At 37.8% G+C, this 20,978-nt stretch carries 16 protein-coding genes; 4 read left to right on the top strand and 12 right to left on the bottom strand.

Annotation, left to right across the window (positions count from 1 at the left end; all coding sequences use genetic code 11):
* Positions 1–13: 13 nt before the first annotated feature.
* On the bottom strand, positions 14–5,476 hold the full coding sequence (locus tag AC3RVF_RS04795) for a DUF7379 domain-containing protein (RefSeq protein WP_489692903.1): 5,463 nt from the start codon (positions 5,474–5,476) through the stop codon (positions 14–16).
* Between the two features lie 313 nt (positions 5,477–5,789).
* Between AC3RVF_RS04795 and AC3RVF_RS04800 the strand changes: the two genes are divergently transcribed.
* On the top strand, positions 5,790–6,908 hold the full coding sequence (locus AC3RVF_RS04800; RefSeq protein ID WP_489690839.1) for a PQQ-dependent sugar dehydrogenase: 1,119 nt from the start codon (positions 5,790–5,792) through the stop codon (positions 6,906–6,908).
* Positions 6,909–7,000: 92 nt separating this feature from the next.
* Here the strand turns inward: AC3RVF_RS04800 and lepB are convergent, their stop codons facing one another.
* The 6 genes from lepB to AC3RVF_RS04830 all read right to left on the bottom strand — a co-directional run bounded on the left by lepB (position 7,001) and on the right by AC3RVF_RS04830 (position 12,619).
* Positions 7,001–8,560 (bottom strand): signal peptidase I, encoded by a 1,560-nt coding sequence (gene lepB, locus AC3RVF_RS04805; RefSeq protein WP_489690838.1) that lies wholly within the window; start codon positions 8,558–8,560, stop codon positions 7,001–7,003.
* Positions 8,561–8,607: 47 nt separating this feature from the next.
* Positions 8,608–9,306, bottom strand: coding sequence for a 4-hydroxy-tetrahydrodipicolinate reductase (gene dapB / locus AC3RVF_RS04810; protein WP_489690837.1), 699 nt, complete (start codon positions 9,304–9,306; stop codon positions 8,608–8,610).
* 7 nt (positions 9,307–9,313) lie between these two features.
* The gene (locus AC3RVF_RS04815; protein ID WP_489690836.1) at positions 9,314–9,895 is read right to left on the bottom strand and encodes a DUF5683 domain-containing protein; all 582 of its coding nucleotides are present in this window, start codon (positions 9,893–9,895) and stop codon (positions 9,314–9,316) included.
* Positions 9,885–10,784: a ParB/RepB/Spo0J family partition protein gene (locus AC3RVF_RS04820; RefSeq protein WP_489690835.1), complete on the bottom strand. Its 900-nt coding sequence runs from the start codon at positions 10,782–10,784 to the stop codon at positions 9,885–9,887. Before AC3RVF_RS04820 ends, AC3RVF_RS04815 begins: the two co-directional genes overlap by 11 nt.
* Positions 10,785–11,555 (bottom strand): ParA family protein, encoded by a 771-nt coding sequence (locus tag AC3RVF_RS04825; protein WP_489690834.1) that lies wholly within the window; start codon positions 11,553–11,555, stop codon positions 10,785–10,787.
* 182 nt (positions 11,556–11,737) lie between these two features.
* Positions 11,738–12,619: an SDR family oxidoreductase gene (locus tag AC3RVF_RS04830; protein WP_489690833.1), complete on the bottom strand. Its 882-nt coding sequence runs from the start codon at positions 12,617–12,619 to the stop codon at positions 11,738–11,740.
* A gap of 220 nt (positions 12,620–12,839) precedes the next feature.
* Between AC3RVF_RS04830 and AC3RVF_RS04835 the strand changes: the two genes are divergently transcribed.
* The 3 genes from AC3RVF_RS04835 to AC3RVF_RS04845 all read left to right on the top strand — a co-directional run bounded on the left by AC3RVF_RS04835 (position 12,840) and on the right by AC3RVF_RS04845 (position 15,526).
* Positions 12,840–13,199 carry a hypothetical protein gene (locus tag AC3RVF_RS04835; protein ID WP_489690832.1) on the top strand — a complete coding sequence of 120 codons (360 nt, stop codon included), beginning with the start codon at positions 12,840–12,842 and terminating at the stop codon, positions 13,197–13,199.
* 4 nt (positions 13,200–13,203) lie between these two features.
* Positions 13,204–14,808 (top strand): FAD-linked oxidase, encoded by a 1,605-nt coding sequence (locus AC3RVF_RS04840; RefSeq protein WP_489690831.1) that lies wholly within the window; start codon positions 13,204–13,206, stop codon positions 14,806–14,808.
* Positions 14,809–14,899: 91 nt separating this feature from the next.
* Positions 14,900–15,526, top strand: a complete 627-nt coding sequence (locus AC3RVF_RS04845; protein WP_489690830.1) for an SDR family oxidoreductase — start codon at positions 14,900–14,902, stop codon at positions 15,524–15,526.
* A 78-nt stretch (positions 15,527–15,604) separates the two neighbouring features.
* On the opposite strand, the gene AC3RVF_RS04850 is transcribed toward AC3RVF_RS04845, so the two are convergent.
* From AC3RVF_RS04850 to AC3RVF_RS04870, 5 genes are all read right to left on the bottom strand, one after another.
* Positions 15,605–16,288 carry a 2'-5' RNA ligase family protein gene (locus AC3RVF_RS04850; RefSeq protein ID WP_489690829.1) on the bottom strand — a complete coding sequence of 228 codons (684 nt, stop codon included), beginning with the start codon at positions 16,286–16,288 and terminating at the stop codon, positions 15,605–15,607.
* Between the two features lie 13 nt (positions 16,289–16,301).
* Positions 16,302–17,948: a T9SS type A sorting domain-containing protein gene (locus AC3RVF_RS04855; protein ID WP_489690828.1), complete on the bottom strand. Its 1,647-nt coding sequence runs from the start codon at positions 17,946–17,948 to the stop codon at positions 16,302–16,304.
* Positions 17,949–18,028: 80 nt separating this feature from the next.
* A complete protein-coding gene (locus tag AC3RVF_RS04860; protein WP_489690827.1) occupies positions 18,029–19,405 on the bottom strand; it encodes an aldehyde dehydrogenase in 1,377 nt (458 codons plus the stop codon).
* A 50-nt stretch (positions 19,406–19,455) separates the two neighbouring features.
* On the bottom strand, positions 19,456–20,220 hold the full coding sequence (locus tag AC3RVF_RS04865; protein ID WP_489690826.1) for a carboxypeptidase-like regulatory domain-containing protein: 765 nt from the start codon (positions 20,218–20,220) through the stop codon (positions 19,456–19,458).
* 24 nt (positions 20,221–20,244) lie between these two features.
* Positions 20,245–20,865, bottom strand: coding sequence for a GNAT family N-acetyltransferase (locus AC3RVF_RS04870; protein ID WP_489690825.1), 621 nt, complete (start codon positions 20,863–20,865; stop codon positions 20,245–20,247).
* Positions 20,866–20,978 lie beyond the last annotated feature (113 nt).

Below are 20,978 nucleotides of genomic sequence, written 5' to 3' on the forward strand. Positions count from 1 at the left end.
AAGAATGTTACAACTATTTTTTAGGTTTGTCTGGTGCCGATTTATCTGGCTTTTCTTTTAGTTCAGCTTCAGACTTTATTTTTTTCCGTATTCCACTTAGGGCAGTTCTTAATTCGTTTATACGGGTTTCTAAATCTTTATTCGGCTTATAGTCTTCTCCTTTGGCACCGGCCTCAATATTAATTGATTTGGTTAAAAAATCGAGATGCTCTAATTCTGCTACCTTTTTTGCTTTGGAACCTGCTTTTCGCCAGATTTTCTTAAAATTCTGATTAACCTCATCCCATTTGTTATCAATTTTTTCATCTTCAAGAATTAAGAGCAGGCACAAATCTATATTCAAAAATGCGATCATATCCCAATAGTCAAGATCTTCAGCCTCAGATTTTTCATTTAAATTATTTTGCTGCTCTTCAAGTAGCTGTTGAGCATCGATAACCGATCTAAGTTTATATTTTTCTTTATCTATTGTAAATTCACTTCCGTGATTTGTAGTACCACTAAAAGCCAATAAACACGCGATTTCTATAGAATTTACAAGCGAGTAAATTTTGTTTGTGTTACCGTCATTTTCATATGCTCTTTCGTAATGAGAAATTGCATTTTTATAGGCAGTTGTTCGTTTCTTACTATCTGGTGCAAGCAGGGCCAAACGTTTGTAGGCACTTCCCAAGAGATTGTGACGCTCCGCAGTATTGCCCGCAAAAAGCAATATATCAAGCTCGTTAATTACACGTTCGCTGTTTTTATACGCCGCCGCTATCAAATCTGGAGTAACATTTTCATTTTCGAAAATTTCCTTGATATACAACTTTGAGCGCGTGTTGCAATATTTTTCCATACAGGAAAATGAGAATTCAGCATTTTCTCTTTTTAAAAGCTCTTCATAATTTGCGACAGCTTCAACGTACATAGCTAGTTCTTGGTAAATTTTCGATACTCTTTCAATAATTTGCGGAGTTCTAAAAACGTCCCTATCTACCGCCGTCATAATAATATCCAATTCAGCCAAATGGTCATTATCTGCACTAGTTGCCATTTGTAATTGATTGAGCAGATTATCGAGATGAATTTCGGCCTCTTGTGGCACAATATAACTTGGCGACCAAGAACCTTTACTGCCAGATATTCCTTTTAGTTTAAAGAACGGATCTCCATAACATTGATATGCACCCCACGTATTGTTACCTGGGTGTTTTTCATAAATAAAATTACGCGCATTTTTTACGGCATCGCCAAAATTATCGCCAGAGAACATACTGCTGTAAAAAACCTGCGCAAAATCTAGCGCCGCGGCATCGTTCACTGCCCATCCAGCAGCTATTACAGCTTTTACACCTATGCTAATTAATTCGGTGCCGATATTTGCCGCCAGTTTGTAGCGATTGCGATAAAATCTTTCATCTTCGGCATTGCTATATCCAAGGTGGCAGCAGTTTACAAAAACGAGTTCTGGCACCACTGGCATCTGTTGAATTTCGAATACAGTAAGAAAAATATCCTTCCCGATAACCATTCCAGATTGTCGTGGAGATTTTGGATTGAAAACTCCGTGACCGGCTAAATGTATTATGGTATAATCGTTACAGAAAAAATTCTTGACAATGCTTTCGGCATTAGAACCTATAAGTTCGGTTGTAGGATAACCCACGTTTTCCAAAGTATCTTTCACCATTATTCCTTCTTCTTTTGCACCGGGCAATTGAGAGATAAAACCATCTAATATAGGATCTGCAATTATTAAAGCTCCTTTATTGGCAACTCGTTTAATATTAATTCTATAATCTTTTGTGGATAGTTGCCGTATCATTCCCGCATTTATGCATAATGGTTTAGAATTGGTAGTATTATCTTGAAGCAGTTCCCAAGGATAGGAAGCAGTTTTAGCATCGAGAATCCACGAAATATTTCCTTTTCGTTTTAGTTTCTCTTTTAAATTATTTGGAATTAATAACTCGAAGAGCGTTTTGGCAGTGCAAGCAGACCATTGGTTGCTGCTGGAAACTTCAGAAATAAATAAGTCTATTAGCGGTGTACTGCTGAAAAGTTCATTTTCTTCTTCTCTGGAATCGCCCGTAGATGAACCAAAAACCATACTTGCAGGTTCGCCCGTTTGCTCATTAGCCGCTTTATATTTTATGGTAATTCGGTTCCACCATCCTTCAGATGTGTCTAGTGGCGTTCTTTTTTGAATTCCCAATAAATTTTTAATTCGTTTATTACCTATAATTATATTGTAAGTTGAATTTTCCTTATTGGCTATTTTATTGAGCACATACATACAGTTTAAAGCTCTGTCTGCGTAAAGTTCAATAATTTCAATATTTTGAACGGTTCTATACCCTTCATCAGACAACATTTTTACTTTGTCGTTTGCACGGTTTACCCCGTCAATAATGGCTTTAAGAGAACCTTCAACAGAAAGCCCTCCATAACCAGTGGCCACAATTAAAGAGGAAACGCCAATCCCTTTTTTAGGAATTGCCGCACCACGAATGCTAAGCAAATAATTTAATACTCCTTGCTCTACAGATTTCGACAATTGAAAAGAGGTTAGTTGGTCTGGCTCTCCCAGCCCAACTATAATGGCACCTTCAAGATCGCTACCTTCCATCTTGTGGAAAACTGCATTGGTGCCAATTTCACCCGGATAAAGTCCCAATCTATGTTTGGAAGTTAGGCTACCGGCGAGATAATTATCTATGGACCTTTCGGCATAAAGTACTCCATCATTTAAAAAATGACCGGCTATAATTGGGTATGAAGAGTACAATAAATCGCCATTACTTACGCTTACCGTTACCGGAATTTGGCTGCTAACTGCTTCTGTTTCTTCGTCAAGTCCTAGGATTGTTCTTTCTAATCCAGTTTCTGAAAGGTCAAAATCAATGTCTGGTTCTGCTCTAAATATTTTTTCTTCGCCACGTAAAAGTGGTTTTGTATTACGAAGTAATTTTGTTTGCCCTGTTGAAAGTATTTCTTCTATGGCATTAAACATATCGGGTTCGTTAGCCAGTGCACCGTGAGTAACAGTTGAATAATAAACGTCATTGCTTTCAACAAGCTGTTTTGGTATGCCCAATGCCCAAGTTACACTTTGATCGCCTTCACTGGTGTAAAGGAAATAGAGTTGTTTTTTCGGAGGAATTTCATCAAGGTAATAACCACAAGGAGTCATTTTATCTTTTCCAGCAATATATACCATACTTGAATAATCTATTTCGTCCCTTTTCTTCAATATATTATCGCGGTAATTTTTGAAATATTCTAAATCTGATTTAAGCGGAAGTGGCCAATCTGGTTTTCCGAAGTATTTCCGCATATTTTCCCAAGTTTCCATTTTCGCAAAATCATTCTTAGCATCAGTAGTTAAAGGCAACAAAGCCAATAGCCCCGGAAGTTTAGAGAACATTTTAAGCAGTCCTTCTTTAGTATGGAAAAGATCTAATTTGCTCAGCTTTTTAATAATGGCGTCTTCCCCAAACAAAACAGTAGGAATTCTAAATGAACCACCAAGAGGCGATCCCAAATAGAGTATTCTAAAACCTTTTGAAGCTTTTAAATCTTGCCAAGTATCATCGTGATTCAGAATAAAATCGCGCACCAAAAGTCCACCCATGGAGTGTCCAATAATTTTTATAGGTTGCCCAATTTTAAGCAAACTTTTAATTTTTGTATTGAATTCACTCGCACATTCAGGCAATGGTTTGCGCCAATCAAAAGGATAAACAACCACATCATATTTAGCAGATAACCATTTATAAAGTTTGTAATACGAAGTTTTTACAACAGAATCTGCCACAATCTTGTTAACATTGGAATACCCAAGATTTATCAATCCACCGGAAAGAATACGGCCGTAATGAAGCCATATTTCCTTGTCTTTTTGTGAAAGGTTGGAACCCATAATTCCGGGAAGCATAATCACGATAGGCTTTAAGCCTGAAGGTGGCAATTCGGAAGGATACAATTCGCCACATTCCAAAAGTGCTCTATCGCTGCCGGGAATTTGACTTTGTGGTATAGATTTAAAGCCGGGTATCAATTGACCTTCGGCAGTTTTAAGCACTAGCTCTATCGCTTCCCGCGTTTTATCATTTATAAAATATTTTACGTGATTTACCTCTGCACCTTGGTCAAAGAAATACTGAATATTGTTTTTGCGTTTTGCACCCAAATACATGGAATCTGTATTCACAACCAAATCATTACGCTGCCAATAGAACAATTTTCCTAAGATTACAAAAAGTCCCTGTCCTGAAAAACTTACTCTTCCGTTCCCCGAAATAATTGCCAACGGCTTACCGTCAATAGCAGATTCTGGGGCGGGATCGTTCAAGATTTTTATAAAGGGCGATTCTGGTCTTTGCGCCTCCAAGCCCGGAAGTACGTTTATATCGTCTTTACTTTCTACGGCTGCTGAGAGGAGTTCTTTCAGAATATCTCCAAATGCACCTCCTACAACATTCAATAAATTGAAGAATACGTTTAGAATATGATCTAATCTTTTTGAAGCCAATTTGGTTCCTGCCGCGGGACAGCCTACCCTAATAAACTTGGCAACGGTAATCTTTTTATCCTTAAATATTTTATTAAGTGCTTCTATATTATCAATATCAGCTTGCCTGTCGCCTTCCTTTTCAAGTAACGCAATGTGGCGATTATTAAACCCAATGGAAATTTCGTCGTTACTATTACTGTATTTATTTAAAATGTCGCCTACAATTCCTCCTCTAGAATGGGTGAGCATATGCACCACAGAATTATCGGGGAGCATTTGAGCGAGTTTCACAACATTCTCCAACGGACTTTCAGTAAGTGTTCTGTGCTGAAATGCGAGTACATTTTTACCGTAAAGTTGGTGAAGCGTGCTCCAAACAGGAGTAGCTTTTAAATCTTGAAAGGCCCCAAATGTGTCTGAATTTGTACCGTGTATAAATAGAAAAAACGGACTGCTAGAAGCTTTACCGTCAAAGGTTCCGAATTTAAAATTTGAATCTACAGTAAATAAAGCCGCTCCAGTAGCCAGAAAGTCTTTTGGAATTACGGTAGGGTCAATTTCATTTTGCAAATGTTTGTCTTCCAGTTTTTTTGAAAGATCTGCCACGCCTTTGCTTATGGTTTTTTTTGCTAAAACTTTCAAAAGTTTTAGTGCAATTTTTCCTATTATTCCCCTTTCTGTTGAAGGCGCTTCCACAGAATGTGGCAGTACAAAAACATCTGAATGTAAATCGCGACTTCCGGGCGGTTTCAATGCTGGATCGAGCTCAGGAAATACTTCGTGCATCGTGGAGGCATCGCACATCCAAGTGGTGCCATCGTCAAGAACTAACTCCAGCAACTTATCATTAGCCTCCAGATGTATTTCGTGTTGGTTAGAAACATCTCTATTGCTTGCCTGTAAATTATAAACTACAGCTCCTTCATCATCGGTTTCCTTTTTGCCATAAACCACCAGTTTTTTAATTGGATCCATATTATTGGGTATTAGGTTATTTGAAAAAATTGATTCATTTATTTAATTTAAAAATCACACATCAAGCATATATCGCTTAAAAACAGCAACTTAAATAAATAGTTGCAGACTGATTGAAGCACTACTAAAAGTGTATTCTTCTGAAAATGAGCTAATTAAATAAAGGGGAATTCTATTTTGAGGAGTTTAAAAAGTTACAATAATTTTTCAAACTTCAAAGGATTTTTACGTGACGTATTTTAAACGGCGGAATTAGAAATGATTTTTTGAAAATATCTTTTAGCTTTAATATCTTTAGATAAAATGAATAGATATGAAAAAGTATATTTTTTTGGCCACCGTTTTTGTTTTTTTCACTTCCTGTGCTCAGCAGAAAAAGAAAAGCGATGTAGCACTAAAAACAGAGCCGCAAACCTATAAAATTGAAGAAGTAGTTAAAGACCTCAATAACCCATGGGGAATGACTTGGCTTCCCGATGGCAGCATACTCATTACGGAAAAAGAAGGTAGATTAATTCATTTTAAAAATGGCGAAAAGACCGCGATAGCAAACGTACCAAAGGTTTACAATAGTGGACAAGGTGGTTTACTCGATATTGAATTGCATCCCAACTATAAAGTAAATGGGTGGATTTATATTACGTATGCTTCAGAAGAAGGTCCGGGTAATGGTGGCCACACAGCTTTAATGCGGTGTAAATTAGAAGGCAATTCGCTTATAAATATTGAAACACTTTATAAAGCGACACCCAATACTACTGCTGGGCAACATTTTGGGTCACGGATAGAATTTGATAATGATGGATTTGTGTATTTCTCAGTCGGCGAACGTGGCGAACGAGAAGTAAATCCGCAAGATATAACACGTGATGGCGGAAAGATTTACAGGTTGAATGATGACGGCAGCATCCCAACAGACAATCCTTTTTACAACGAACCAAATGCTAAAAAAGCAATTTACACCTACGGAAACCGAAATCCACAAGGCATGGCGAAACATCCCGAAACCGGGAAAATCTGGATGCACGAGCACGGACCAAAAGGAGGCGACGAAATAAACATCGTTAAAAAAGGCGCTAATTACGGCTGGATGACGGTTACTTATGGAGTAAATTACAGCGGTACAAAAATTACTGATGAAACTACAAAAGAAGGAATTGAGCCACCTGTTTATTATTGGGTTCCATCAATTGCACCTTGTGGGATGGCGTTTGTAACAGGCGATAAATACCCACAATGGAAAGGCAAGTTATTAGTGGGCTCGTTGAAATTTGCTTATGTGGAATTGCTTACCCTTGATGGTGAAAAAGTAATAAACCGTGAAAAAATCGCGCAAGATATAGGTCGCGTACGCAATGTAAAAATAGGTCCCGATGGGTTAATTTATATAGCTGTAGAAGGGCAAGGAATATTTAGATTAATTCCTGAATAATCGAACATAAATTGTCCGGTTTAGCGCAGTCGAAACCTAATTAGTTTCGACTGCGCTAATAGTTCTCGACTGCGCTCGAACAGACAGGGCTTTTACTTTTTAGTTCCTTTTTTCTTTTTTCTGAAAAAATCAAAAGCGAACCAACCTATTAAAACAATTACAAAATACATTAAATATGAAACTGGTTTTCCGCTACCACCAACGGTTGTGAAAAGGCGTTCCCAACGTACTCTTTTATTGATTCCATCCCAGCTCATCCACACAAAAACAGGTTTCCCTACCACGTGGTTAAAAGGCACAAAACCCCAAGTACGAGCATCTTCACTGTTGTTGCGGTTATCCCCCATCATCCAGTAGTAATCCATTTTAAAAGTATAATCTGTAATAGCTTTTCCGTTCAATAAAATTTCAGTTCCAGATTGGGTGATTTTGTTTTCTATGCCAATCTCACTTCCTTCGTAAACTTCAATTACGCGTTTGTACAGTGGCAATGTTTCGGGAGTGATGGCAACTGTTGCGCCTTTCTTCGGAATATACATAGGTCCGAAGAAATCGTTATTCCAAGGATAATTTTGATTGTTTGGAAAAATACCTTCGTTCCATTCACCTTTTTCACTTCTAAGACGAGAAACACTAACCACATTTGGGTTATTTTTCAGCATATTCAAAGATTCGTCCGAGATTGCACCAAAACGATATGTGTTGTTTCCAAAACCATAACGGTCGGTAATGTCATAACGATTATGCAACATTTCAGGATTTAGCTGGCCGCTTACTTGAACGTCATAAGAAAATTGAAGTCGCGCTCTATCTGGCAACTCATTCTTTTTTCCGTTTATATATACATAGCCATCGCGTACTTCCAATGAATCGCCCGGAAGCCCAACACAACGCTTAACATAATTAGATTTTTTGTCGATTGGTTTATAATAATATTTACCATCGCCGTACTGCTGAAAAGCATTCACCGTATCTACAGGCCAGTTGAAAACTACAATATCATTATGCTTTATATCTTGAAAACCTGGAATTCTGAAATATGGTATTTGAGGCTCTGGCAGATAAGATTTTTTATGAACCACAGGAATAGTATCGTGAACCATAGGAAACGATACAGGGGTCATAGGCGTGCGAGCCCCGTAGTGGAATTTGCTCACAAAAAGGAAATCGCCAACCAAAAGTGTTTTTTCCAACGAAGAAGTTGGAATGGTAAAAGGCTGCATAAAATACGTATGCACAATGGTTGCAGCAACCACGGCAAAAAGAATAGAACTAACCCACTCGCCAGTAGAAGTGCGGGGCTTTAGGCTCCTATCTGCTATATACGTAACCTTTTGTGTGTAGTTGATGTAATAAATATAAAGGCCAAAAGTTACAATCCCCAAAATAGTATCGGTTGTAGAATTGCGACCAAAACTGCGCAATGTTTCCACCCATACAACTGGAAACATAATTAAGTTTACAATTGGAACAAAAAGTAAAATCGTCCACCACCACGGACGATTAATAATCTTCATTAAAACCACCGAATTGTAAACTGGCACAGCGGCCTCCCAAGCTTTTCTACCTGCTATTTGATATAACTTCCATGTTCCAGCAAAATGGATTACCTGAACTATCAAAAAAAATATAAACCATTCTGTCCAACTCATCGTTTTATTCTTTATTACTATTTTTTATTCTTTATTGATGTTTACGTTTAAATTCCCAAAACATCTTTCATCGTAAAAACACCTTTATTATCCTTTAAAAATTCTGCGGCTAAAATAGCACCTTTTGCAAAACCTTCGCGACTGTGTGCTTCGTGTTTAAACGATATAGCGTCTATCTCAGAATCATACGAAACTACATGTGTTCCTTTTACGTCCTTTTCTCTTTTAGCGGATATCTTCAAACTATTTTTATCTGAAGTATTTAGTTTCCAATCCTTTTTATCACTGTATTTTAAAATTCCTTCAGCAATAGTAATTGCTGTCCCGCTTGGCGCATCCTTCTTTTCAAGGTGATGAATTTCCTCTACCGAAACATTGTATTCCTTCCAAGGTGCCATCAACTTTGCAGCGTATTCATTTATACTGAAAAAGAGATTTACTCCAACACTGAAGTTGGACGCATAAATGAAACTTCCGTTACGCTTTTCACATAAATTTACCATTTCATCATAACTGTCCAGCCAACCAGTAGTGCCCGAAATTATCGGAATACCGGCTTCAAATGCCTTTGAAATATTTGCAATGGCAGCCTCTGGAGAAGAAAATTCAATAGCAACCTCTGCATCTTCAAGATTTCCTTCGGAAGAATTGCTGCTGCTTTTAAAAACAATTTCATGACCTTTTTCCAAAGCTATCTTTTCAATGATTTTACCCATTTTCCCATAACCTAAGAGTGCTATTTTCATAGTAAATTTATTTGAAACGATAGGTTAACGACATTCCATACTGCGGTTTTGCCGTAAATTGATTGTAATCAAAATTAGGCTCGAACGATAGATCTTCACTCACTTCATATTGTTTAAGATGCGCATCTACATTGGCATCTACAACGTTCAACAAATAAAATACAACAGTTACAATTACGCTAAGGCCTTTGTTTTTTTGTGCAGATTTTTGAGCGTTTATCAAACGGTCGTCTGATATTCCTTGAAATTCATCATCGCTAAAACCCGCAAGTCTGCGTTTATAAGCATTTCTGAAGCGTTGGTATTCATCATCTTGTTGCTTATAAAAATAAACTCCTGTTGCCATTCCGGCATAAATAACTGGAATTTTCCAGTATTTTTTATTGTAAGCCTGCCCCAGTCCTGGCAACACGGCAGAATAAAATGCAGCTTTGGCCGGAGCCAGTGGCTGGTATTCTTCCTGTGGCAAAATAGTATCGTTTACAACAATTACCCTTTCTTCCTTTTTTACAGTCAAAGAATCAGGAGTCTGCGCAAACATTGATGTAGCGAAGATTAGAAATAAAATATATAGGAAATTACTTTTCACTTTTTATGAGCTTCAAAATACGTTCGAAGTCTTCTTGACTTTTAAAAGGAACAACCAATTGACCTTTACCAGATTTTGTAACCTTTACATCAACTGAAGTTTCAAAAAGATCTGTTAACTCTTTTTTTGCTTTTTTGGCGAAAGTTGGAGCTGCCGGTTTCTGTGGAGCCGCTTTTTGATTGGGATTTTTAAAATTTCGAACCAAAGCTTCTGTGTCGCGAACAGAGAGATTCTGACTTAAAATCTTTTCGTAAATATCAAGCTGATCGCTTAAATCGTCAACATTTATCAACGCTCTACCGTGCCCCATTGTAATGAAACCATCGCGCATTCCGGTTTGGATAATAGGATCTAATTTCAGCAAACGCAGATAGTTAGCGATTGTGGAACGGTTCTTCCCTACTCTGTCGCTCAGTTCTTCCTGAGTAACGCTAATTTCTTCAATTAATCGTTGGTACGAAAGTGCAATTTCAATAGGATCTAAATCTTGCCTCTGAATATTTTCAACCAAAGCCATTTCTAAAGACTCTTGGTCATTTGCAATACGAATGTATGCTGGAATGGTTTCTAAACCCACCAATTTTGAAGCACGGAAACGACGTTCCCCACTTACTAATTGGTATTTATTGAAATCTAATTTACGAACCGTTATTGGCTGAATTACGCCAAGTTCTCTAATAGACGAAGCCAATTCGCGAAGCGATTCTTCATTAAAACTGGTTCGCGGCTGAAAAGGGTTTACTTCAATACTTCCCAAATCTAGCTCGACAATACTCCCAACAACTTTGTCGGCATTTTTGTCTGCTACAGATTTTATATCATTGGACGGGTCTTTCAACAAAGCTGAAAGTCCGCGGCCTAAGGCTTGTTTTTTGGTCGCTTTCGCCATTTATTCTTTTTCGTTTTTCTTAATTAATTCGTGCGCAAGGCTTAAATAATTATCGGCTCCTTTGCTGGAAGCATCGTAACTAATAATGCTTTCGCCATAACTGGGCGCTTCACTTAAACGTACATTGCGTTGAATGATTGTTTCAAAAACCATTTCATCAAAATGCTTTTTAACCTCATCAACAACTTGGTTTGAAAGGCGTAAACGCTGATCGTACATTGTTAGCAACAAGCCTTCAATATCTAGGTTTGGATTGTGGATTTTCTGAACGCTTTTAATCGTATTTAAAAGCTTTCCAAGACCTTCCAAAGCAAAGTATTCACATTGAATTGGGATAATTACAGAATCTGCTGCCGTTAATGCATTCAGTGTTAATAAACCCAATGATGGGGCGCAATCTATAAGTATATAATCATAATCTGCTTTTAGGTCTTCAATGGCCTTTTTCAGCATATATTCGCGGTTTTCTACATCTACCAATTCAATTTCAATAGCCACCAAATCTATGTGCGATGGTATTAAATCTAGGTTTGGTGAATTTGTGGAAATTATAGCATCCTTTGCAGTAGCACTGTGCTCAAGTAATTGGTATGTGCCAATTTCAACGCCTTCTACATCTACACCCAATCCCGAGGTAGCATTTGCCTGCGGATCTGCGTCTATGAGCAGTACTTTTTTCTCAAGAACGCCTAAAGAGGCTGCTAAATTTACTGAGGTCGTGGTCTTGCCTACGCCTCCTTTTTGGTTTGCAATTGCAATTATTTTACCCATTAATTTGCTTGAGATTTTAGCAGATAAAAGTACAATTAATTATGAGGATAGAAAATCATTTTTGTTAACAGGAACCCCTCCTTCAAAATAATTAGGTTTCTGGCAAATGCAGAAACCTATTATTTTGACACCTCCCCTTAAAAAAAAGGGGAGGAACCATTTTTAGTTTTATTTGGAGTTTTTTACTTGGATTTTTGTGAACGAATCATTTCTTCAAGCATATCCCACATTTTTTGAGGTACTTCTTCCAGCTGATTCATTTGGCCTGCGCCTTTTAACCATTCGCCACCGTCAATAACTACTACTTCGCCGTTAATGTATGCTGAAAAGTCTGAAACTAAATAAGCGGCGAGATTAGCCAATTCTTGGTGTTCGCCAACACGTTTTACCGGTACTTTTTTAGCAGGATCGAATTTTTCTTTTAAATCGCCCGGAAGTAATCTGTCCCAAGCTCCTTTTGTTGGGAATGGACCCGGAGCAATCGCATTAAAACGAATGCCGTATTTTGCCCATTCTACCGCCAAAGAGCGCGTCATTGCCAACACGCCAGCTTTTGCCGTTGCACTTGGCACAACATAAGCTGAGCCTGTAAAAGCATAAGTTGTAACAATATTTAAAACGGTTTTATTGATTTCTTTTTTATCTATCCAATGTTTTCCGAAAGCGAGTGTACAGTTTTTTGTTCCTTTTAAAACAATGTCGATTATAGTGTCGAAAGCATTTGCAGAAAGTCTTTCGGTTGGTGAAATAAAGTTGCCTGCAGCGTTATTCAAAAGAACATCAACGCTACCAAATTCTTTTACCGAAGCTTCAACCATTGCTTCTACTTCGTCATAATTACGAACATCGCATTGCACGGGCAATACTTTTCCGCCGGTAGATTCTTCAAGTTCTTTTTTTACGGATTGTAGTTTTTCTATATTTCGCGAAGTAATAACCACATTGGCGCCCAATTCTAAAAAGTAGGTCGTCATTGCTTTACCAAGGCCGCTTCCGCCGCCAGTTACTACTATTGTTTTTCCTTTTAATGCGTCGTCACGCAGCATTTTTGCAGTGTAGTCCATTTTTTTCTAAATAATGATGTTGTACAAATATACGCAGACTTAAAGGAGCACAATTTATATTACGAAAGTTTTTAAATCTGCTCTAATACAGAATAGCTATTTCAAAATAAGGATTGTAAAAGGCGATGCTTTCAGAAAAAAATCATAATTTTATAAACGCCACTCATTCAGCATAATAAAGCTATCCCCTCCCCAATTTTAATCTTTTAATAGTTACTGTATGGAACCATTATGTAAAATTTCAGTGAAAATGCTATTGCTCGTTTTTACTTTTTGCCTTTTAACATCCTGTTATTCGGTTCGAATTGTAAGCACTAAAGGAGCTCCCATGCCGCCGGATGAAATGACGCGAGATGATTGGTACAGAGATAAAATGGTGTTTGAGCTGGATACCGTTATAAAAGCTGGAATAACTACAGACGATATTACTTTCCGTGTTTTAAAGGATAAATGTGAAACCGGAAAATTGTTTTCGGTTGAATATAAAAACACCTTCAGCGGCAGCCTACTTTTCCTTGTTTCTTTCGGCAACAAACGCAAAGTGAAGCTTAAATATGTATGTATGAAACCTGAAAATTAAAACTATGGCTACAACTACCGTTTTCAATAAAACCGAATGGGATACACTTCATAAAAATGGACCCTTCCCATTAAAGAAACTCTATATAACTAGGCTTGAAGGGAAGGCGAACATGCCGTCCACAATAGATCGTTACAACGATGTTGCCCTTGAAATACAAAGGCTTCTGAAAGATAGCAGCGATAACAACGAAGGGTTTAGAGCCTACGGATCGCGCTGGTCTATGTCTAGCATTGCACATCAAAAAGACCGTGTGCACCAAAACAATTTAATGAATTTAGACATTAATATTTTCCCTACAGACTTGCATCCTCAATCTCCTTTTGATGCGGAAAATCTATATTTCTTTGAATGCGGAAATACAATTAAAGAAATTTCCCAAAAGCTGGAAGAACACGGTAAATCGCTAAAAACTACTGGCGCCAGTAATGGGCAGACAATTGTTGGCTGTATATCAACAGGGGTTCACGGTTCAGCTTTAGATGTTGGGTCTGTACAAGATTACGTGGTTGGGCTCAATTTAATAATCGGACCAAAGCCAGAAGACAATATTTATTTGGAACGGCACACCAAGCCAGGTCTTAACAATGCTTTTGCGCAAAAATTAAACTCAAAAGTAATTCGCAATGATGATTTATTTAACGCAGCCTTGGTGGGATTGGGCTCCTTCGGCTTTATACACGGCGTGCTGCTTGAAGCCGAAAATATTTTTCTATTAAAAAGATATGTGCGTAAAATAGATAAAAATGTAGCCTTGGAGCTGGCGAGAACAATGGATTTTAAAAATTCTACTTTTAAAATTAATGGCGAAGTTGATGCAGCCGGAAAGCCTTTGCGCCCTTATCATTACAAGGTTTTTATGAATCCATACACCGATGAAAGTAAATATGTGGTGGAAGTAATGTATAAAAAACCTTATAAATTACCCTATCCCGATCCGTTTACAAAAATACAGCAATCTATCTATCGAGATTTGATTTATCTATTGATAAAAATAAGTGAAAGCTTTCCCGCAAGTATTCCGTGGTTTATAAAAAGACTGGAGAAAACAATTCTTCCAGCAGTCGACGAAGAAACCATTGGAACTTTATACGAAACTTTTTGGGATGCTGCCTATCAAGGCCCCGCCTTCGCGTGTTCCGTAGGCGTAGATATTAAAGATAGTGCGAAAGCGTTGGAGGTTGTTAGCGCGATGACTAAAAAAGAGGGGCCAATACCCGGAATTTTTGCGATGCGTTTTGTGAAAAAATCTGATGCCACGTTGGCCTTTTCTAGATTTCCTATTACGTGTATGCTAGAAATAGACGGCGTGCTTTGGACCGAATCTGGCAATCTTATGAGTCTCGAAAATTATGGAAAACGAATTATCGAAACTCTTCAAAAAAACAATATCCCTTTCACTTTACATTGGGGGAAAAATGCAAATTGGGCATTTCCCGGACTGGCAACGAAAATGTACGGTACTAATGTAAAAGTTTGGAAAGAGCATCGAAGCAGTTTTTTATCCAAAGAAATGGCGAAAGTTTTTACAAATGATTTTCTGAATACTTTGGGTTTAGCAGATTTTGAGGAAAACGCCGACCAAGATTTAATTGCTTCAAGGCTGTAGTAAGTTAACAAAGCTATAAAAGATGGCTTTTTAAGGGTTAAAGAATGTGAAATATTATAACTACGCGTTAATCTAGCTATATATTGTAGCTATGGAAAAAATATTAGTAGCAGGTGCCAACGGTACCACGGGGAAAAAGATAATTTCAATTTTAAAGAATTCTGATAAATATGAACCTGTTGCAATGGTTCGAAATGAAGAACAAGTTTCGCATTTCAAAAATGAAGGTGTAAAAACTATTCTTGCAGATCTTGAAAAAGATGTAAGCCAAACAACAAAAGGCATAGATCGCGTAATCTTTGCAGCTGGCTCAGGCGGAAACAAAGTTAAAGAAGTAGATCAGGACGGTGCAAAAAAGCTAATGGATGCATCTAAAAAATACGGAGTAAAGAAATTTGTAATGCTAAGCTCTATGGGAGCTGATAATCCCGAAGAAGCTTCAGATTTAAAAGATTATTTAAAGGCCAAACACAACGCAGACGAACATCTGAAACAATTAGGTATGGAATACACGATTGTACGTCCCGGTGCTCTGACAAATGACGATGGAAACGGAAAAATTGAAATAGCCGATAAACTCAATAAAAGCGGTGAAATTTCCCGTCGCGATGTAGCTGAAACATTAGTGGGCTCGCTGGAAGATTCAGTTGCAAAAAATAAAACCTTCGAAATTTTGAAAGGTGACACTTTTATTAAAGCAGCACTCGAAAAAATTTAAAAAGTAAGATTACATAAATACCAAAAAAGCACGTGAGTTTTATCACGTGCTTTTTTTATGAAAAATGTGGAATAATGATCATTTCGAAGTCCAAAGTAATTTCTGCGCCGTACCGTGATCGCCTAATTGGTATACGCTCATAGAAGCTGCTTTAAATTGTATCGCTTTGAAAACATTTTGTGCTAAGCTGTCTAAAAGTATTGTTTGCGCCACCCCAAGACTTATGTGTGGGTCAAAATTTTCATAACTGTATTTCTCCACAAAATTTGGAACATATTCTACGGTAGATTCACTTATCGAACTGCCATCAGGGTTTTGTACAAACGATTTTTCGGTGCCGTTACTTACATTAAAAGGTTTTAAAAGTTCGATTGTTTTTTTGTGAATTTCCATCAATGGCGCTGAATTTTCAACGCGAATCATCGAAAAACTTTCTGCTTTGTCTTCGTAATAAAAAAGACTTTCTGCCTTTAAACTGTCATCTTTAATATTTTCAAACAAACCTTCCAAAGCTGTATTCACTTTCGACAAATCGCTTTCATTTATAAAACACTGCAATAATGTAATATGCGGCACATGCTTTTCGTCCAGCCTAATTGTTTCAGGATTGTTGTTTTTAATAAGTGAATTAAGCTGAAGCGCCTGCACATTCATTTCTTCCGAAGGGATTAATAACACATCAATCGCAATAACATTCTGTTTTTTTGGAGCACACGATAGAAGCCCGAAACCAATAGCCGCGGCTAAAAAATATTTCTTCATAAATTAAAACTGATTACTCAACGATCATTTTTATGGTTTGCACAAAAGTACCTTCTTCCAGTTTCAACAAATAAATTCCTTGAGATAGATTATGATTCCAAGTTATTTTTCCGCTTGCGTTCGCCCAAGTATTTTGCATAAGTTTTTGCCCAGTAATACTGAAAACCGTGGTTGTTAGATTTTTTGCTGAAGTGTTATTCGGAATTACAATATTGATAGTTTTTTCAACAGGGTTTTGCGCAAGAATAAATTGATTGATAAATTGATTTTCGCCAACCGATAATACACCATTTCGTATTTCGTCTAAAGCAAATTGGGCACTTGCCGCAGTTACGGTTACGTGGTCTTCATTTTCGGTGGGAATGTAAAAATTCACAAAAGGTGAATCGCTTAAATTTGGAATTGCAAACCAATCTGGATTATCAATCGCCAAAGAACTCATTGTAGGTATAAAAGAATATAAATCTTGTTGCAGTGCGTCAATAAAATCTATCAGCACTGGGTTGCCGCCACCATCGCCAAGGGCATCGCTGATGCTACCCGTCCCACCTGGTGCGCTGTCCACACCATCTGTATTAGTTGGTGCCCGCGACGTTGTTTGGTAAGTGTCAACTGGAGCGCCAAAAAAGTTTACAGTAACATCGGTAACCGTGTTGGTCTGATTTGCCAATGGCGTAAATTTAAGCGCAACATCTACATCTGTAAAAGCATCTATTTCGAGGTTGGTATCAACAATCGTGATACCGGGGCTAGCAGTAGTAGTACCATTTCCGCTGCCGTTAATCATTGTTACATTTCTTACGGAACTGGGGAAACCAAGTGCATCGAGTTCAGCCTGAAATTCATTTCTAAAACCGGGAGCTCCCAAGGGCAATACTTTTGTTGGGTCCTGCTCATAAGTGGATCCCGCCAAAAGATGGCCAAGCAAATGATCTGTAAGCATTTCTTTAGCAGCTGGCGAATTTAATAATTGGTCAACAACCTGTTGTGCGGTGGGATCACCCACTTGTTCTGCAAAATAGTTTATCAAATACTGAACACTTATCGGAATATTTGCGCCGCGATGTGGCGAATCAAACGAAATATAAAGTCTTGTTTCAGGGTCGAGGCTATTGCTTTCCATATACGAAAGCGCATAGCGCGCAATCAGCCCACCCATACTTGGGCCAAGTACTACGAGTTCGTTATCGCCAACTTTGTCTGCATTTAATTGCTCAATCATAGCAACTAGAACCATGGCGTTACGCAGAATATAATCACCGCCGCCGTCAATGGTTTTACCATCAGTGGTATAAACCGGAGCGTTTAGAATTACAATATCATAACCCTCATTTCGTAAAATGTCTGCCATGTTTTGTCCACCAAAACTTAAGCTCGCATAAAGGCCAGGAATATCTCGACCGTCACCCGGATCGAAGCCATCCAATACAATAATGGGATTATCTAAAATGCCATCAACATTATCTAAATAGATTTCATATTCACCTTGGCCAAAATAAGCTTGGGTTTCTTCATAACCTTGATAGGCTATGTTTGCAGTAATTGTTTCAACTGCTAAACTCTCGGGATATACTGCGTTTTCAGGGATATTTTGAAAACGTATTTGAGCGAAAGCGAATTGTGTGCTGAGGATTAATAGAAATATGTAAAACTTTTTCATTGGTAGTGGGTTTGTGATTCTGCTCGGTAAGTTAGTGAAATTTAAAAAGATAGCTTTTGCTTAAAAAATGAATTTCACATTTAAAACTTCAAAAACCAGCGCATCAACTTCAATCTAAAAGGGGTATGCGGAGAATAACGAATGGATGGATCAAGCCAAGTTGGTTTATCCATCACGCTTTTGTAATGTGTAAAAGTTTTGAAACCTGCCTCGCCGTGGTAGTTGCCAATACCACTATTTCCTACCCCACCAAAAGGTAAGTTGGAGTTAGTAATATGCATCACAGTTTCGTTAATGGCGCCACCACCAAAAGAGATTTCTTTTAAAATTTTCTTTTTTATAGAACTGCTTTTAGTGAAAAGATAGCACGATAAAGGTTTGGGAAGGCTGTTTACAATGGCGATAGCATCTTCAATAGTTTCATAAGTGAGAATCGGAAGGATTGGGCCGAAGATTTCTTCCTGCATAACCGCATCGTCCATCCTTACATTTTGCATTATTGTAGGCTGAATGTAACGAGATTGCGCATTTGTTTCGCCGCCGAAATAAATTTTTTCCGGCTGAAGCATTTTGGTGAGCCGCTCAAAATTAGCGTCGTTTATAATTTGAAGATAATTATCATTTTCAAATGCAAAATGCTGACTTTTAATTTCTTGCTTCGTTTGTTCAAGAAATTCCTTCTCAATACTTTTATGAACCAAAACATAATCTGGTGCAATACATGTTTGCCCTGCATTTAGAAATTTTCCCCAAACAATTCGTTTTACTGAAACTTTTAAATTGCAGCTTTCCGTTACTATTGCTGGGCTTTTTCCGCCGAGTTCTAAAGTTACGGGAGTTAAGTTTTCGGCGGCAGCTTTGTAGACTATCTTGCCTACTTTAGTGCTTCCCGTGAAAAATATCTTGTCGAATTTTTGCTTTAATAGTTCTTGGGTTTCTGCTACGCCACCTTCAACCACAGTGAAAAAAGCTGGGTCGAAATTTTCCTTTACAATTTTAGCCATTGCAGCTGCAGTGTGCGTTGGTAGTTCACTAGGTTTTAAAACTACTGTATTTCCAGCAGCTATTGCCGCAATTACTGGGGCGAAAGAAAGTTGGTACGGATAATTCCACGCGCCTATAACTAAGCAAACGCCCAATGGTTCTGGAATAATATAGCTGGAAGCAGGAAAATTTAGAATTCCTGTAGGAACCTTTTTCTTAGCTGCCCATTTAAAAATATTGCTTCTGGCTTCTTTAATGTCTTTATAAAGAAGCGAAATTTCTGTGGAATAATTATCGAATACTGACTTTTTGAAGTCTTTGTAAATGGCTTCGTGCAGCAAATCTTCATTTTGCTCCAAAGCCTGTTGAAGGGTTTTGAGTTGCGCTCTTCTAAAGTGTAGATTTTTAGTTTTGTGCGTGTTGAAGAAATTGCGCTGGATAGTAATAATTTCTTTCATGGAATCAATTTTCATTAAAAATACTTTTAATGAAATTGAATCTTGTTAAAGAAAGTAGAAAGTTACTATTTATCCCTATTCAAAATCTTGTATTCTTCATAACAACCACTAATTGCATCGAGAATTTGAAGATCGTTTGCCGTGCGAATAAAGTCTTTAGAATAGCTGCATTTGTTCAGTATTTCATCAATGTCTGCACGTTCTAGTTGCAATACGGCCATTAATGTTTCACGATCGAACTTGCTTTGAAGAAGGTTTCTAATTTCGTCGTCTTCCTTCATTTGGCGGAGTTTTTTCATCTGTCGCGGTCGTTTTCCGAAGACATTATAAAGAAAATCTGCAGGATTGAAAATGGAACTTAAAACTTTGCTAACTGCGCCAGGTTGGTTACTTCCGCCTTCGTAGCCGGTACTAAGCCCAGAAATTCGGTAACGGTAATTGTCGTAAATAGGTATTAATTTTGCGTCAATTTCTACATAACCCGTAAGTTGTACAGGTCTAATCACGACTTCTTCCAACGCAATACCAAGCTCAGTCATCTTCACTTTAATGTCGCCAAATTTTAACCAGTCATTTGTTACGCGAACGCGAAGTGATTTAAAACCAAGGTACGAGAAAAACAGGGTGTCGTTTACTGCCGCCATAATTTCGAATTCTCCTTTTTCGTTGGTCGTGGTTCCTTTTACCTGATTCAGATTTACGATGTTCACGTTTTCCATAAGCTTGTCGTCCGCATCGTTCATTACGGTTCCTTTAATAAGATTATTATCTTGCGCAAAGGAATTTACGGCAATTGCAAGTAGGGCAATAAAGAGAATATACTTTTTCATAAAATGTTTAATATACAGAAAAATTTATTGGAACGATATGTTTGATTCTTTTTCAATTTTAGCCTTCAAGGTTTCTTTTACCCCGCCGAACCATTCGTTTTTTAAAATACTTAATACAATACTGTCTCTTCTGCCATTGGGAGCGGTACAATTGCTGCGCAAAATTCCTTCTACGGTGCAACCTATACTTTTTATTGCGGCTATACTGCGTTCGTTGTTAGCATCTGCACGAAATTCTACACGATCTAGTTCAAGATTTTCAAAAGCAAAATCCAGCATTAGCATTTTGCACTGTTTGTTTAGCCCGGTGCCTTGAAAAGCATTGCCGTACCAAGTGTAGCCAAGTTGAATTGTGTTGTTGTTTTTCTGAAAATCGTAGAAACGCGTACTTCCTGCAATTTGTTGGGTGCGTTTGTCGAAAACTAGAAAAGGATATGTTACTTCCTCTTTTCTTCCGCGCAATGCCAAATCTATGTAGATTTTTAAATTTTCCAAACCATTTGCTGGTTGCAGCGAATACTTCCAAATTTCTGGCTCATTCTCTGAGAAATGCAGAATTTTATCCATATCGTGATAGTGTAGCGGAATTAGCCGCACACGCTCGTTTTCCAATATGTATTCCTGCAGAAAATTGAAGGTTGCCATAAGTTTTAACAAAAAACGGGCCTCGTTATAAAAGGCCCGTAAATATACTTATATAGACTCAAAAGATGAACGAAAGTTTAATCTTTTGAGATTGAATGCGAATGCGTAGAGTA

The sequence above is a fragment of the Aequorivita sp. IT1183 genome (assembly GCF_058068265.1).

Coding starts and splice junctions, on each gene's coding strand:
- AC3RVF_RS04795 (WP_489692903.1), bottom strand. CDS start 5,476: ATGGATCCAATTAAAAAACTGGTGGTTTATGGCAAAAAGGAAACCGAT.
- AC3RVF_RS04855 (WP_489690828.1), bottom strand. CDS start 17,948: ATGAAAAAGTTTTACATATTTCTATTAATCCTCAGCACACAATTCGCT.
- dapB (WP_489690837.1), bottom strand. CDS start 9,306: ATGAAAATAGCACTCTTAGGTTATGGGAAAATGGGTAAAATCATTGAA.
- AC3RVF_RS04830 (WP_489690833.1), bottom strand. CDS start 12,619: ATGGACTACACTGCAAAAATGCTGCGTGACGACGCATTAAAAGGAAAA.
- AC3RVF_RS04825 (WP_489690834.1), bottom strand. CDS start 11,555: ATGGGTAAAATAATTGCAATTGCAAACCAAAAAGGAGGCGTAGGCAAG.
- AC3RVF_RS04850 (WP_489690829.1), bottom strand. CDS start 16,288: ATGAAGAAATATTTTTTAGCCGCGGCTATTGGTTTCGGGCTTCTATCG.
- AC3RVF_RS04820 (WP_489690835.1), bottom strand. CDS start 10,784: ATGGCGAAAGCGACCAAAAAACAAGCCTTAGGCCGCGGACTTTCAGCT.
- AC3RVF_RS04800 (WP_489690839.1), top strand. CDS start 5,790: ATGAAAAAGTATATTTTTTTGGCCACCGTTTTTGTTTTTTTCACTTCC.
- AC3RVF_RS04865 (WP_489690826.1), bottom strand. CDS start 20,220: ATGAAAAAGTATATTCTCTTTATTGCCCTACTTGCAATTGCCGTAAAT.
- AC3RVF_RS04840 (WP_489690831.1), top strand. CDS start 13,204: ATGGCTACAACTACCGTTTTCAATAAAACCGAATGGGATACACTTCAT.
- lepB (WP_489690838.1), bottom strand. CDS start 8,560: ATGAGTTGGACAGAATGGTTTATATTTTTTTTGATAGTTCAGGTAATC.
- AC3RVF_RS04845 (WP_489690830.1), top strand. CDS start 14,900: ATGGAAAAAATATTAGTAGCAGGTGCCAACGGTACCACGGGGAAAAAG.
- AC3RVF_RS04870 (WP_489690825.1), bottom strand. CDS start 20,865: ATGGCAACCTTCAATTTTCTGCAGGAATACATATTGGAAAACGAGCGT.
- AC3RVF_RS04835 (WP_489690832.1), top strand. CDS start 12,840: ATGGAACCATTATGTAAAATTTCAGTGAAAATGCTATTGCTCGTTTTT.
- AC3RVF_RS04860 (WP_489690827.1), bottom strand. CDS start 19,405: ATGAAAATTGATTCCATGAAAGAAATTATTACTATCCAGCGCAATTTC.